The sequence below is a fragment of the Methylobacterium sp. CB376 genome, from assembly GCF_029714205.1.
Taxonomy (GTDB): domain Bacteria; phylum Pseudomonadota; class Alphaproteobacteria; order Rhizobiales; family Beijerinckiaceae; genus Methylobacterium.
Window position 1 is genome coordinate 3,574,790 of record NZ_CP121648.1, and the last position, 13,040, is coordinate 3,587,829.

Annotated in this window: 13 protein-coding genes, 1 pseudogene and 1 riboswitch; of the genes and pseudogenes, 8 read left to right on the forward strand and 6 right to left on the reverse strand. The window is 71.6% G+C overall.

All coding sequences use genetic code 11. The features are described from left to right. Nucleotides 1-170: 170 nt before the first annotated feature. The 4 genes and pseudogenes from QA634_RS16240 to thiC all read right to left on the reverse strand — a co-directional run. A pseudogene (locus tag QA634_RS16240) lies at nt 171-1,184 on the reverse strand (UDP-3-O-acyl-N-acetylglucosamine deacetylase); the annotation flags it as partial. Nucleotides 1,185-1,958: 774 nt separating this feature from the next. Further along, on the reverse strand, nt 1,959-2,216 hold the full coding sequence (locus QA634_RS16245; protein ID WP_018260422.1) for a hypothetical protein: 258 nt from the start codon (nt 2,214-2,216) through the stop codon (nt 1,959-1,961). Nucleotides 2,217-2,313: 97 nt separating this feature from the next. Beyond that, a complete protein-coding gene (locus tag QA634_RS16250) occupies nt 2,314-2,439 on the reverse strand; it encodes a hypothetical protein (protein WP_265576625.1) in 126 nt (41 codons plus the stop codon). A gap of 89 nt (nt 2,440-2,528) precedes the next feature. Then, complete coding sequence (gene thiC, locus QA634_RS16255; RefSeq protein ID WP_012333012.1) at nt 2,529-4,412, reverse strand: phosphomethylpyrimidine synthase ThiC; 1,884 nt, start codon at nt 4,410-4,412, stop codon at nt 2,529-2,531. Nucleotides 4,413-4,469: 57 nt separating this feature from the next. After that, nucleotides 4,470-4,577, reverse strand: a riboswitch (TPP riboswitch). 133 nt (nt 4,578-4,710) lie between these two features. On the opposite strand from thiC, the gene QA634_RS16260 reads away from it, so the two are divergent. Together QA634_RS16260 and QA634_RS16265 are read left to right on the forward strand one after the other, a co-directional pair. Continuing rightward, nucleotides 4,711-5,079, forward strand: coding sequence for a restriction endonuclease (locus QA634_RS16260; protein ID WP_012333013.1), 369 nt, complete (start codon nt 4,711-4,713; stop codon nt 5,077-5,079). Between the two features lie 57 nt (nt 5,080-5,136). Then, nucleotides 5,137-6,267, forward strand: a complete 1,131-nt coding sequence (locus QA634_RS16265; protein WP_283027507.1) for an acyltransferase family protein — start codon at nt 5,137-5,139, stop codon at nt 6,265-6,267. Nucleotides 6,268-6,296: 29 nt separating this feature from the next. Here QA634_RS16265 and QA634_RS16270 read toward each other — a convergent pair whose 3' ends face one another. Continuing rightward, nucleotides 6,297-6,755: a GatB/YqeY domain-containing protein gene (locus QA634_RS16270; protein WP_012333015.1), complete on the reverse strand. Its 459-nt coding sequence runs from the start codon at nt 6,753-6,755 to the stop codon at nt 6,297-6,299. A gap of 165 nt (nt 6,756-6,920) precedes the next feature. Between QA634_RS16270 and carA the strand changes: the two genes are divergently transcribed. Next, complete coding sequence (carA, locus tag QA634_RS16275; RefSeq protein WP_012333016.1) at nt 6,921-8,138, forward strand: glutamine-hydrolyzing carbamoyl-phosphate synthase small subunit; 1,218 nt, start codon at nt 6,921-6,923, stop codon at nt 8,136-8,138. 75 nt (nt 8,139-8,213) lie between these two features. On the opposite strand, the gene QA634_RS16280 is transcribed toward carA, so the two are convergent. Then, nucleotides 8,214-9,266: an NAD-dependent epimerase/dehydratase family protein gene (locus QA634_RS16280; protein ID WP_012333017.1), complete on the reverse strand. Its 1,053-nt coding sequence runs from the start codon at nt 9,264-9,266 to the stop codon at nt 8,214-8,216. 177 nt (nt 9,267-9,443) lie between these two features. Between QA634_RS16280 and motA the strand changes: the two genes are divergently transcribed. The 5 genes from motA to QA634_RS16305 all read left to right on the forward strand — a co-directional run bounded on the left by motA (nt 9,444) and on the right by QA634_RS16305 (nt 13,018). Further along, on the forward strand, nt 9,444-10,316 hold the full coding sequence (motA, locus tag QA634_RS16285; RefSeq protein WP_012333018.1) for a flagellar motor stator protein MotA: 873 nt from the start codon (nt 9,444-9,446) through the stop codon (nt 10,314-10,316). Nucleotides 10,317-10,318: 2 nt separating this feature from the next. Beyond that, complete coding sequence (locus QA634_RS16290) at nt 10,319-11,230, forward strand: flagellar motor switch protein FliM (RefSeq protein ID WP_012333019.1); 912 nt, start codon at nt 10,319-10,321, stop codon at nt 11,228-11,230. Then, nucleotides 11,211-11,591 (forward strand): hypothetical protein, encoded by a 381-nt coding sequence (locus tag QA634_RS16295; RefSeq protein ID WP_283027508.1) that lies wholly within the window; start codon nt 11,211-11,213, stop codon nt 11,589-11,591. Before QA634_RS16290 ends, QA634_RS16295 begins: the two co-directional genes overlap by 20 nt. A gap of 74 nt (nt 11,592-11,665) precedes the next feature. Beyond that, nucleotides 11,666-11,965 (forward strand): flagellar motor switch protein FliN, encoded by a 300-nt coding sequence (gene fliN, locus QA634_RS16300; RefSeq protein WP_236728893.1) that lies wholly within the window; start codon nt 11,666-11,668, stop codon nt 11,963-11,965. Between the two features lie 15 nt (nt 11,966-11,980). Beyond that, on the forward strand, nt 11,981-13,018 hold the full coding sequence (locus QA634_RS16305) for a flagellar motor switch protein FliG (protein WP_012333022.1): 1,038 nt from the start codon (nt 11,981-11,983) through the stop codon (nt 13,016-13,018). Nucleotides 13,019-13,040 lie beyond the last annotated feature (22 nt).

The following is a 13,040-nucleotide window of genomic DNA, read 5'->3' on the forward strand; positions in this document are numbered from 1 at the left end:
GGCGGGGAGCGCCGCGGGGCTTTCCCCGGCGGGATGCCCGGGCCTCGCTCAGGCCGCGCTCGCGCGGGGGCTGCCGGGGCCGGCTCCAGCCGCCAGAGCTCGGGCCGGGCCATCAGCTCGGCCACGAAGGCGAAGGTCAGGGCGTGGGTCGGGCAATTGGCGACGATCCGCGCGCGCAGGGGCCGCCCGGCGAGCGCGAGGTCGCCGAGGAGGTCGAGCACGCGGTGGCGCACCGGCTCGTCCGGGAAGCGGGCGCCGCCGAGGATGCGTCCGCCCAGCACCACGGCGACCCGCCCCGGCCGGGCGCCGCGCAGCAGCGGCTCCGGCGCGGTGACGATCATCCGGGACAGGGTCCAGGGCGAGATCGGGTGCTGGCACTCGGGCCGGGGCTCGGCGGGAGTGGGGCCGGTGCAGCCGGTGACGGTCTGGCTGTGGAACGAGCGCAGCCAGAGCCGGTGCCGCAGGTCCGGCGGCAGCAGGCGCGTGGCCAGCCGGCTGCGCAGGGCGGCCCGCCAGAGCACCGAGGCGTTGCCGAAGCTGCGGCTCGGCGCGATGGCGCTCCGGAAGGTCTCGGGATCGATCGCGCCCGACCAGCGCAGGACGCCGAAGCCGGGCATGCGGTCGGTGCTGACATCGACGCAGCAGCGGTCGCAGGGCTCCCCCCGCACGAAGCCGTGCGCGTCGCTGACCTCGAACGGCGCCAGCAGGGCGATGGCGTGGCGGGCGGCGGCCTGACGGCGCAGCCCGGCCCGCCCGATCAGGCCGCACCAGGGGCCGGCCGAGCCGTCGAGGATCGGGATCTCCCCGCCCGCCACCGTGACGGCGGCGTTGTCGATGCCGCAGCTCGCGAGGCTCGCCATCAGGTGCTCGACGGTGCGCAGCCGACCCCCGGCCCCGAGATCGAGCGCGGTGCTCATCCGGCTCGGCACCCGCACGCGCCACGTCGCCGGGGTGAAATCCGCCGCCTGACGCAGCGTTCGGAACCGGATGCCGAAATCGGGGGGCGCCGGCTCCACGATCACCCGGCACGTCCTCCCCGTGTGGAGCCCCGGGCCTACGACCTCGAAAGGTGCGGCGAGTGTCGCCTGATCTTCCCCGGACGCGGCACGTCCGTGCCCGCACCAATCCTTCCCACGCCCCTCTCGCACGTGCCGGCCCGCCTCGCCCCCGATCCCGCCTCCCATCGCGCCGGATAGCGGCGTCGGTCAAGTCGCAAGCAGACCAAAAAGGGGGCGTGGCGGATCTGGTCTGTGGCTCGACTGTGCGGGTGGAGGGCGGGAGGCTGGTTTCATTTCCCCTATCGTTGCCGGCCGAACGGTCTGACGAGGAAGACGACGTCGCCGCACGATCGGGACGAGCCGCCCACCATGCATGAAAGTGCCGGTCATCCGCCATCCGGTCGATGGCTTCGCCATCTCCCGTTTCGGCCATGCGGATGTCGGCGTCGCTCGGGCGCCGCGCGGGCTCGTGATCCGGGATCCGCTTCGATCAAGCCGATCCCGGATCAGCCGAGGCGCTTGCACAATTATTCGCAAGTCGGGTTGTGGAGGGCTGCCGGCCGCGGCCAAGACCCGCGCAGCAACAAAAAAGGCCGCCCTTGCGGAACGGCCCGAAGTCTAGGGAGGAAACGCCCACAGGGGCGGCGTGGTCACGACGCCATCGTGACGACGCATGTCTTGCATCGCATGGTGCGGCGCACGCTGCAATCATCCGAATGGGTGGTGCGGCGGAACGCTGCAAGAGGGGAACTTTCCGCTGGGTCTCCGGCGCTCGGCACGACGCGATCCCGGCGGAAGGCGGCTCCCGGGGAACCGGATCCGGAGGTCCGGCGGCCCGCGAGGGCGGGTTCCACCGACGTCACCATCGGGCCCGCCGGACAGGCGCGGCCCGCCGGACAGGCGCGGCCCGCCGGACAGGCGCAGGCCCGCCGGACAGGCGGGCCCCTCATGCCGGTCCGCTCAGCCGAGGATGGCGAGGAGCACCGCCGTGCGCACGGCGAGGTGGCGGGCGGTGCGGCTCACCTCGGCGTCGTAGGCGACCATGTGGGCCCAGGGATGATCGAGGACGGCCGCGGCGATGTCGAGGATGACCCCGTCGGCGATGGTGCGGGGTCCCGGCGCCGGCGCGGCGAGGAAGTCCGAGACGGCGGCGTCGATCTGGTCACGGGTGATGAGGTCCGCCTTGCACAGGTCGGAGAGGGTGGGGGGTGTCGGCATCCCGCCCACATAGCGCGTCCGTACGGCCGAGCTATGCGCCCGCGGGCGGCCGGCCCTGCGGGAAGGGCTCTTCCCGGCCGCCGCGGGGCGGCGCGCCTCACTCGGCCAGGAAGGCGACGAGCGAGAAGAGCCCCGCGATGGCGAGGTTCGCGGCAGCCAGGATCGTCAGAAGCAGCATCGGAGCATCCCCCCGGTCATCGACCTTCGCCGGAAGAACGCGCACGCCCAAGCTAGGGTTTCCGCGCCGGATGCCGGCGCCACGCCGTCGCGGCGCCGGATGCGGGCGCCGCCGCGTCGCGGCGCCCGCCGCGCTCACTCCGCGGCGTCGACGTAGAGCTTGCCGCCCTCGGCCAGGAACTCGGCCGACTTGGCCGCCATGCCGGCCGCCCGGTCCGCCTCGCTCATCGCGGGGGCGGCGCCCACCACGGTGCCGGCCGCCTCCATGGCCAGCACGTCCGCCCGCAGGTCCTGCGTGATCTTCATCGAGCAGAATTTCGGGCCGCACATCGAGCAGAAATGCGCGACCTTGTGGGCGTCCTTGGGCAGCGTCTCGTCGTGGTAGGCGCGGGCCGTGTCCGGGTCGAGGGAGAGGTTGAACTGGTCCTCCCAGCGGAAGTCGAACCGGGCCCGGGACAGGGCGTCGTCGCGCAGCTGCGCGGCCGGGTGGCCCTTGGCGAGGTCGGCGGCGTGGGCGGCGATCTTGTAGGTGATGACGCCGGTCTTCACGTCGTCGCGGTTCGGCAGGCCGAGATGCTCCTTGGGGGTCACGTAGCAGAGCATCGCGGTGCCGTACCAGCCGATCATCGCCGCGCCGATGCCGGAGGTGATGTGGTCGTAGCCGGGCGCCACGTCGGTGGTCAGCGGCCCGAGCGTGTAGAACGGCGCCTCGCCGCACTCGCGCAGCTGCTTCTCCATGTTGACCTTGATCTTGTGCATCGGCACGTGGCCGGGGCCCTCGATCATGACCTGACAGCCCTTCTCCCAGGCGACCTTGGTGAGTTCGCCGAGGGTCTCGAGCTCGGCGAATTGCGCCGCGTCGTTGGCGTCGGCGATCGAGCCGGGCCGCAGGCCGTCCCCGAGCGAGAAGGAGACGTCGTAGGCGCGCATGATCTCGCAGATCTCGTCGAACCGCTCGTAGAGGAACGATTCCCGGTGGCCGGCGAGGCACCAGCGGGCCATGATCGAGCCGCCGCGCGAGACGATGCCGGTGACCCGCCGCGCGGTCAGCGGCACGTGGGCGAGCCGCACGCCCGCATGGATGGTGAAGTAGTCGACCCCCTGCTCGGCCTGCTCGATGAGCGTGTCCCTGAACACCTCCCAGTCGAGTTTCAGCGGGTCGCCCCCGACCTTCTCCAGGGCCTGGTAGATCGGCACGGTCCCGATCGGCACCGGCGCGTTGCGCAGGATCCAGCCGCGGATGTTGTGGATGTTGCGGCCCGTCGACAGGTCCATGACGGTGTCGGCGCCCCAGCGGGTCGCCCAGACCATCTTCTCGACCTCCTCGGCCGCCGAGGAGGTCACGGCCGAGTTGCCGATATTGGCGTTGATCTTGACCAGGAAGTTGCGGCCGATGGCCATCGGCTCGAGTTCGGTGTGGTTGATGTTGGCCGGGATGATGGCGCGGCCGCGGGCGATCTCGTCGCGCACGAATTCCGGGGTGATGAAGGGCGGAATCGCCGCGCCGAAGCTCTCGCCGTCGGCGAGCTTGGCCTCGGCCTGGTCCAGCATCGCCCGGCGGCCGAGATTCTCCCGGTGGGCGACGTAGATCATCTCCTCGGTGACGATCCCGGCCCGGGCGAACTCGTACTGGGTCACCATCTGGCCGGGAGCGGCCCTGCGGATCGTGCGCGCGGCCGGGCAGGGGGCGACCAGCCTGTCCTCGGCCGCGAAGCCGTTATCCTCCGGCTTGACCGCGCGGGGCGTCACCGCGGCGTAGCCGCGGCCGGCGATCCAGGGATCGCGCAGCTGGGGCAGGCCGGCCGCGAGGTCGACCTTGGCGTCGCTCTCCGTGTAGGGGCCCGAGGGATCGTAGACGCGCACCGGCGCCTCGGCCGGATCGCTGAGGGCGATCTCGCGCAGCGGCACCCGGATGTCAGGCCGCCCCTCGGGACTGGCATAGACCTTGACGGAGCCGGCGATCGGTCCCGTGGTCACGCTCTGCGGCAGGCCTTTGGGGGGAATGACGGGGGCGTTCATGGATCTCTCCCGGTTCGAGGAGATCCGGACAGTGACCGTGGCGTACGGGGGAGCGTCTCGCGTGGTGGTTCCCGTCCCTCCGCCGGTATGACCCGGATCAGGTTCAAGGGTCAGGGCGCACGAAACCCACTCTCAGCCCCATGCGGGGCCCCCCTCGGAACGCCCGAACTGTCTGCGCCGCCGACGGGTTTGTCAATTGCGCGCGATCCGCCGCAGCGCGCGGCCCTCGCCCGCCCGCCGGGCACATCCCAGATCGGGGCGGCGCGAGGGGCCGGGGGCGGCGAGCGGGGAGGACGGGGTGGGACGGCGAGGCCGGCGCTGGCGGGGCGACGATCCGGCGACGCCGGGCGCCTCCGCCCCCGCGACATGCCCCCTCTGCGAGCGGCCGATCCCGCCCGGCGCGCGCCAGAGCCGCCACCACCTCACGCCGAAGCTCAAGGGCGGCACCCACGGGCGGACCGTGCAGCTGCACCAGATCTGCCACTCGGCGATCCACGCCCGCTACAGCGAGGCCGAGATCGCCCGCCGGCTCGCCGACGTGGAGAGCCTGCGCGCCGATCCGGAGATCGCCCGCTTCCTCGCCTGGGTGCGCACCAAGCCCGACGATTTCCACGCGGCGACGCGGCTGACGCGCGCGCGGCGCGCCACGAAGCGCGAGCCCCGTTAACCTGCCGTCAAGGCTTTCCCGCGCTCGGTCCGCGCCGAGACGCGGCCTTTACCGCCGATGGGCTCAACTCGGCGGCGAAGACAGCCAGGAGGCCCCGATGTCCGCCCCTCCCCCGCCGCGCCGTCCCGCCTCGCCTGGGTCGACGTCGCCAAGGGCATCTGCATCCTCCTCGTGGTGATGATGCACGCGACCCTCGGCACCGGCGAGGCGATGGGCGGCGAGGGCTTCCTCCACCCGGTCGTGGCCTTCGCCAAGCCGTTCCGGATCCCGGACTTCTTCCTGCTCTCGGGCCTCTTCGTCGGGCGCGTCCTCGACCGGGACTGGCGCCTGTTCGCGGACCGGCGCGTCGTGCACTTCGCCTATTTCTACGGATTGTGGACGCTGATCCAGTCGGCCGCGAAGTACGGCCAGATCACCGCGGGGGCGGGCCCCGGGGCCTTCCTGCTCCACCTCGCGCACGCCCTCGTCGAGCCCTACTCGACGCTGTGGTTCATCTACCTGCTGGCGCTGTTCTCGGTCGCGACCAAGCTCCTGCGGCGGGTGCCGTGGCCGGTCCTGCTCGGCGCGGCGGCCGCGCTGGAGATCCTGCCGATCGAGACCGGCTGGCTGGCGGTGGACGAGTTCTGCGCGCGCTACGTCTACTTCCTCGGAGGCGCGCTGTTCGCCGAGCGGATCTTCGCCCTGGCCGACTTCGCCCGCCGCCGCCCGGCCCCGGCCCTGGCGGGGCTGGCGGCCTGGGCGCTCCTCGACGGCGTCCTCGCCTTCACACCCTCCGGGCTGGCCGGGCATCCGACGCTCGCGAGCCTGCCGGTGGTGGGTCTGCTGCTCGGGGCGGCCGGGGCGCTCGCCATCGTCGCGGCGGCGGCCCTCCTCACCCGGGCCGGCGGCCCGGTCACGGCGGCGCTCCGGCACTGCGGCGAGCGCTCGATCGTGATCTACCTCGCCTTCTTCCTGCCGATGGCGGCGACCCGCATCCTGATCGCGAGGACCGGGGTGATCGCGGATGTCGGCCTCGCCTCGCTGGCGGTGACGGTCGCGGCCGCGAGCGTGCCGCTCCTCATCGCGCGCGCGGTGCGGCACACGCCCCTGCGCGTGCTGTTCGTGCGGCCCCGGGCGTTCCGGATCGTGCCGGACCGCCCGGAAGCGGACGGCCCGGCGGGCGCGATCGGCTCCCTGCGCGGCGCCTGACCCCGGCCGCCGGGGCGGTCGGGGGCCCGTCAGCCCCCCGCCAGCATCCCCTTCACGAGCCCGCTCGCCCTGGCGAAGTCCATCCGTCCGGCATATTTCGCCTTCAGGGCGCCGATCACCCTGCCCATGTCCTTGGGGCCGGCGGCGCCGGTCTCGGCGATGGCGGCCTCGATCGCGGCCCGGGTCTCGGCCTCGTCCATCTGCTGGGGCAGGAAGGTGGCGATGATCGCCGCCTCGGCCCGCTCGGCGGAGGCGAGTTCCGGGCGCTCGCCCTGCTCGTAGAGCGCGGCGGATTCGTTGCGCTGCTTGATCATCTTCTGCAGCACGGCGAGGATCTCCTCGTCGGCGAGCGGCCCCTTGCCGAGACCGCGGGCCTCGATGTCCTTGTCCTTGAGGGCGGCCTGGATGAGGCGGACGGTGGCGAGCTTCGCCTTGTCGCCGGCCTTCATGGCCTCCTTCATCTCGGCGGTGAGGCGCTCGCGCAGCATGGTGGTCGGATCTCCGTTTGGAACGAGGAACTTGAGCCGCCGGCGCGGGATCCCCACATTGACCGGGCGAGGGGGCGCCCCTTAAAGACGCCCTGCCGGACACTTCCCGCGCGCGCCACCCCCCGGGCGGTCGGCCGTCCGCGCGACATAAGCGAGATCACGATCATGCTGCAAGACGACGCCGCGGGCGCCCCCGCGTCCTCCGACGGCTGGGCCGAGCCCGTCGCCACCGCCCTGCTGGTGCTGGCGGACGGCACCATCCTCGAAGGCTTCGGCATCGGGGCGACCGGCGAGGCGGCGGGCGAGGTCTGCTTCAACACCGCCATGACCGGCTACCAGGAGATCCTGACCGATCCCTCCTACGCGGGCCAGATCGTCACCTTCACCTTCCCGCATATCGGCAATGTCGGCACCAACGACGAGGACCTGGAGAGCCTGGAGCAGGCCCCGGCCTCGGGCGTGCGCGGCGCGGTGATCGCCGCCGCGGTGACGAACCCGTCGAACTGGCGCTCGTCCGACCACCTCGACGGCTGGCTGCGGGCCCGCGGCATCATCGGCATCACCGGCGTCGACACGCGGGCGCTCACCGCGCTGATCCGCGAGCGCGGCATGCCGAACGCCGTCATCGCCCACGACCCGCAGGGGCGCTTCGACCGCGAGGGCCTGAGGGCCAGGGCGCGGGACCTGCCCTCCATGGAGGGGCTCGACCTGGTCCCGCCGGTGACGAGCCGCGCCACCGCCGCCTGGGGCGAGACCGTGTGGGAGCGCGGCCAGGGCTACGGCCGGAAGGCGCCCGGCGAGGGCCTGCGGGTCGTGGCGATCGATTACGGGGTCAAGCGCAACATCCTGCGGCTGCTCACCCGGGCGGGCTGCGACGTCACCGTGGTGCCGGCCACCGCGACGGCCGAGGACATCCTGGCCTTGAAGCCCGACGGGGTCTTCCTGTCGAACGGCCCGGGCGACCCGGCCGCGACCGGCGCGTATGCGGTGCCGGTGATCCGCCAGCTCCTCGACCGCAAGGTGCCGACCTTCGGCATCTGCCTCGGCCACCAGCTGATGGGCCTCGCCCTCGGCGGCAGGACCGTGAAGATGGGCCAGGGTCACCACGGCGCGAACCACCCGGTGAAGGACAAGACCACCGGCAAGGTCGAGATCGTGTCGATGAATCACGGATTCGCGGTCGATCCGCAGAGCCTGCCCGGCACGGCGGTCGAGACGCACGTCTCGCTGTTCGACGGCTCGAATTGCGGGCTCGCGCTCACCGACCGCCCGGCCTTCTCGGTGCAGTACCACCCGGAGGCCTCGCCGGGACCGCGCGACAGCCACTACCTCTTCGACCGCTTCGTCTCGCTGATCCGCCAGGCGAAGGGCGGCAACGCCTGACCGGCGGGCCGCGGCGCCGCCATGCCGACGGTCATTTCCGATGGCCGTTGGTTCCGTTCTCGACGTGCCGCCACGCTATTCGCTCGTGTCGACCCTTCGAGAGGCTCGAAGGCCCGCGGCGTCAGCGTCCGGGCCGTTCGCATGATACGCCCGGTACCAGTCCACGAAGGCGGCGACGCCCTCGCGCAGGGGCGTCGCGGGCGCGTAGCCGATGAGGTCGCGCAGCAGGCCGGTCTCGGCCTGGGTGAGCGGCACGTCGCCGGGCGGCAGGTCGCGCAGCAGGCGCGTCGCCCGCCGCCCCAGCGCCGCCTCCAGGCCGTCCAGCAGGTCCGAGACGGTGGCGGGGTTGCCGCCCCCGATATTCACCACCCGGAAGGGCGCGACGGGGCTGAGCGAGTCGGATTCCGAGACCGGCGCGCCTCCCGGCGGCCGGTCGATCAGCCGCACGATGCTCTCGATCAGGTCGTCGATGTAGGTGAAGTCGCGCGCGGCCCGGCCGTGGTCGAACACCTCGACCGGCTCGCCCGCCAGGATCCGCTTCGTGAAGACGAACACGGCCATGTCCGGACGGCCCCACGGCCCGTAGACCGTGAAGAACCGGAAGGCGGTGGTCGGGATCCGCCACAGATGCGCGTAGGCATGCGCCATGGATTCTCCCGCCACCTTGGAGGCGGCGTAGAGGCTGACCGGCCGCGCCACCGGGTCGGTCTCGCGGAAGGGGACGCGGTCGTTGCCGCCGTAGACCGAGGAGGTCGAGGCGAGGAGCGCGTGGCGCACCGGATGCGCCCGCAGGCCCTCCAGCACCTCGAAGGTGCCCACCACGTTGGCGGCGACGTAGCTCGCCGGGTTCTCGAGGCTGTAGCGCACGCCCGCCTGGGCGGCGAGGTGGACGAGGATGTCGGGCCTCGCCTGGTCCATCACGCGGGCGAAGAAGCCGGGCTCCTCCAGGAGGCCGACGTGGTTGGCAAAGCCCGGCCCTTCGAGGGCGCGCAGCCGCGCCCGCTTCAGGCCGACGTCGTAATAGTCGGTGAGGCCGTCGATCCCGGTGACGCGGTGTCCGTCGGCGAGGAGGCGCCGGGCGAGGTGGAATCCGATGAAGCCGGCCGCCCCGGTCACGACACAATGCATCTCGACTGATCTCCGTGCGGCCCGGCGCACCTTGCGCGCGGCGCCGCATTCGTCAACGCTCCGGGCCCCGATCCCGCACCCGGCTCGCCCGCCCGCCATCCTCCCGCTCTTCAGCCCCGCGCAAGCCTGCGGTCCTATCCCACGACCATCGGCGACTGTCCCGGGGGAGCGAGGATCGTGGGTGTACTGATCGGCTTGGTCATCGCGCTCGGGGCGATGATCGGCGGGTTCCTCGCCGAGGGCGGGCACCTCGCGGTGATCTGGCAGCCCTGGGAATTCGTCATCATCGGCGGAATGGCGATCGGCACCTTCGTGATCGCCAACCCGATGAAGACGGTGGTCGATTCGGGCAAGGGCCTGCTCGAGGCGGTCACCGACCGGGTGCCCAAGCGCAAGGATTACCTCTCGCTCCTCGGCCTGCTCCACGCCCTCATGCGCGAGCTCAAGGCCAAGCCGCGCAACGAGGTCGAGCCGCACCTCGACGACCCGGCGAACTCGTCGATCTTCAAGAACTATCCCGACATCCTGAAGAACCTCGAACTGACGATGTTCATCTGCGACTACGCCCGGCTGATCCTGATCGGCAACGCGCGGCCGCACGAGATCGAGGCGCTGATGGACGAGGAGATCGGCACCCACAAGCGGGACGCGCTCAAGCCCTACGCCTCGATCAGCACGGTCGCGGAGGCGCTCCCGGCCCTCGGCATCGTGGCGGCGGTGCTCGGCATCGTGAACGCCATGGGCGCCCTGGACCAGCCGCCGCACGTGCTGGGCCACCTGATCGGCGCCGCGCTGATCGGCACGCTCGGCGGCATCACGCTCTCCTACGGCATCCTCGCGCCCCTCGCCAGCAAGGTGAAGATGGTGCGCGACAAGCAGACGAGGGTCTACGTCATCGTGAAGCAGAGCCTCATCGCCTACATGAACGGCGCCCTGCCGCAGATCGCGGTCGAGCACGGCCGCAAGGGCATCTCGCTCGCGGACCGCCCGACCATCGACGAGGTCGAGACCGCCACCGTGGGCGGCGGCCAGCAGCGCGAGGCGGCCTGACCATGATGGACGTCCGCGACCGCCTGCTCGACGCCTCCGGCCTGTCCCCGGACAGGCTGCCGATGCTCAACGTCATCTTCGACCGGCTGGCCACCGCCTGCGCCGACAACCTCAAGCACCTCGCCGTCTCGCCGATCTTCTACTCGCTGATGAGCGTCGAGAGCGGCCTGTTCGGCGACCTGCTCGAGCCCTACGAGGCCAACGCGGTGGTCGGCATCTTCTACTCGCCGCAATGGGACGGGCACCTCCTGGTCGGGCTCGACCGCGACTTCGTCTTCACCATGGTGGAGGTGCTGCTCGGGGCCGACGGCTCGGAGCCGCCCGTCGAGGAGGCGCGCAACTTCTCCAGCATCGAGTTGCGCATCGCCCAGATGACCTTCGAGCAGATCGGCAAGGCGCTCGAAGCCGCCTTCGCGCTGGTCTCGGTGGCGACGCTGAAGCTGGAGCGGACCGAGACGCGCATGGACTTCGCCATCATCGGCCGGCGCTCGAACAAGGCGGTGGCGGCGAAATTCCTGCTTCAGGCACTCAACCGGGGCGGCGAAATGTTCCTCATCATCCCGCAGGCGGTGCTCAACCCGATGCGCCAGAGCCTGTCCAAGGTCCTCACCGGCGAATCGACCAGCCGGGACCCACGCTGGGAGAAGCAGATCTCGACCGAGGTCCGCAAGACGGAGGTCACGCTGCGGGCGGTGCTGGAGGAGCGCACCCTGACGCTCGGCGAGATCGCCGACCTGAAGGTCGGCCAGGTCCTCACCTTGGACGCGACGCCGCGCAGCCGGGTGAAACTCCAAGGCAACGATCAGGCGCTCTTCTGGTGCCAGGTCGGCCAGGCGAACGGCGCCTACGTGCTGCGCGTCGAAGACCAGATCGATCAGGATAAGGAATTCATGGATGGCGTCCTCGCTCGTTGACGGCGTCCTGCTCGGCGCCCTCGTGCTCACCTGCCTGTGCGTCGTGCCGATGTACCTCAAGCTCAAGCGCCTCGACCGCGTCCAGGCCGAGTACGGGCGCGCCTTCGCGCAGACGAGCCAGGCCCTCACCCAGGCGGGCGAGGCTTTGCGCGGCTTCACCGGCGAGGGCCGGGAGATTCTGGAGGCGCTCTCGGCCAAGATCGACGAGGCCCGCCGCACCCTCGCCGACCTCGATGCCCGGCAGCGCCCCCCTCCCCTCAAGACCTTCGCCAAGACCGCCGCCAAGACCGCCGCCCGGCGCCCTGACGGACGCCGCGCCGCCCCCGACCCCACGCCCCCGCCGCGAGACCCGTTCCGATGAGCAAGAACCCGTTCGACGACGCCCCCGACCTGTCGGCGAGCCACGCCGAGGCCCTGTTCGGCACGGCCGCCACCATGGCGCCGCCCCGGGCGGAGGAGACGGTCGGCGCCGGCCGCAACCTCGACTCGGTGCTGCGCATCCCGGTCCTGATCCAGGTCGTCCTCGGCTCGGCCACGATGCCGGTCGCCAACCTGATGAAGCTCGGCCGCGGGGCCATCGTCCCCCTCGACCACCGGGTCGGCGAGCCCGTCGACATCATGGTCAACGGCCGGGTGATCGCCCGCGGCGAGGTCGTGGTGGTCGAGGAGGACAATTCCCGCTTCGGCGTCTCGCTGACCGAGATCGTCGGGCCCAGCAGCAACGAAGCCGCGTAAGGCGGAGAGGGCGGGATGACGGCGGCACCCCTGGCGGTTCGAGGCGGCGCGCCGCGCCGCCTGCGTGCGGTGGACGAGGTCGCGACGCTGCTGCTCGCCATGGGCAAGCCGGCGGCCGGCCGCCTCCTCAAGTACTTCGACGAGGACGAGATCAAGCTCATCACCCGGGCGGCGGTGAAGCTCGGCCCCGTCAGCGCCGACACCCTGGAAGGCCTCGTCGACGCGTTCGTGTCCGAATTCTCGCAGGGCGCGAACCTGCTCGGCACCGTGCAGGAGGTGGAGAAGCTCCTCAGCGGCCTGCTTCCCCCCGAGCAGATCGCCGACATCCTCGCCGAGGTGCGCGGCAACAACTCGAAGCGCTCGGTCTGGGAGCGGCTGTCGGGCGTGTCCGAGACCGTGCTGGCGAGCTACCTCGTCAAGGAGCACCCGCAGACGGCGGCCCTGATCCTGTCCAAGATCAAGCCGGCGGCCGCCGCCAAGGTGATGACCCACCTGCCCCAGCCGCTGCGCAACGGATTGATGCGGCGGATGCTCGCCTTCAAGCCGATCGTCGACGACACGCTGCGCTCGATCGAGAAGATCATCAACGACGACCTGATGGTGAACTTCGCGCGCAACGCCGGCGCCGACACCCACGCCAAGATCGCCGACATCATCAACAAGATGGAGCGCGAGCACATGGACGACGTGCTGTCGAGCCTGTCGGAGTCGCGGCCGAAATCCGCCGAGATCCTCAAGGGCCTGCTGTTCACCTTCGAGGACATCGTCAAGCTGGCGCCGCGGTCGCGGACCGCCCTGTTCGACGCGGTGCCGAACGACCGCCTCGTCCTCTCCCTCAAGGGCACGCCGGCCGATTTCCGCGACACGGTGCTCTCCTCGCTCTCGGCCCGCGTGCGCCGCATGATCGAGCACGAACTCAACGGCGGCGAGCCAGCGGCCCAGCGCGACGTCCTCGACGCCCGCCGCGCCATCACGGACCTCGCCCTCGACATGGCCGGGCGCGGCGAGATCGAGATCAACGGCGAGGGCGAGGATGACACCTTCATCCGCTGACGGCCGCACCGTTCGCCCGCCC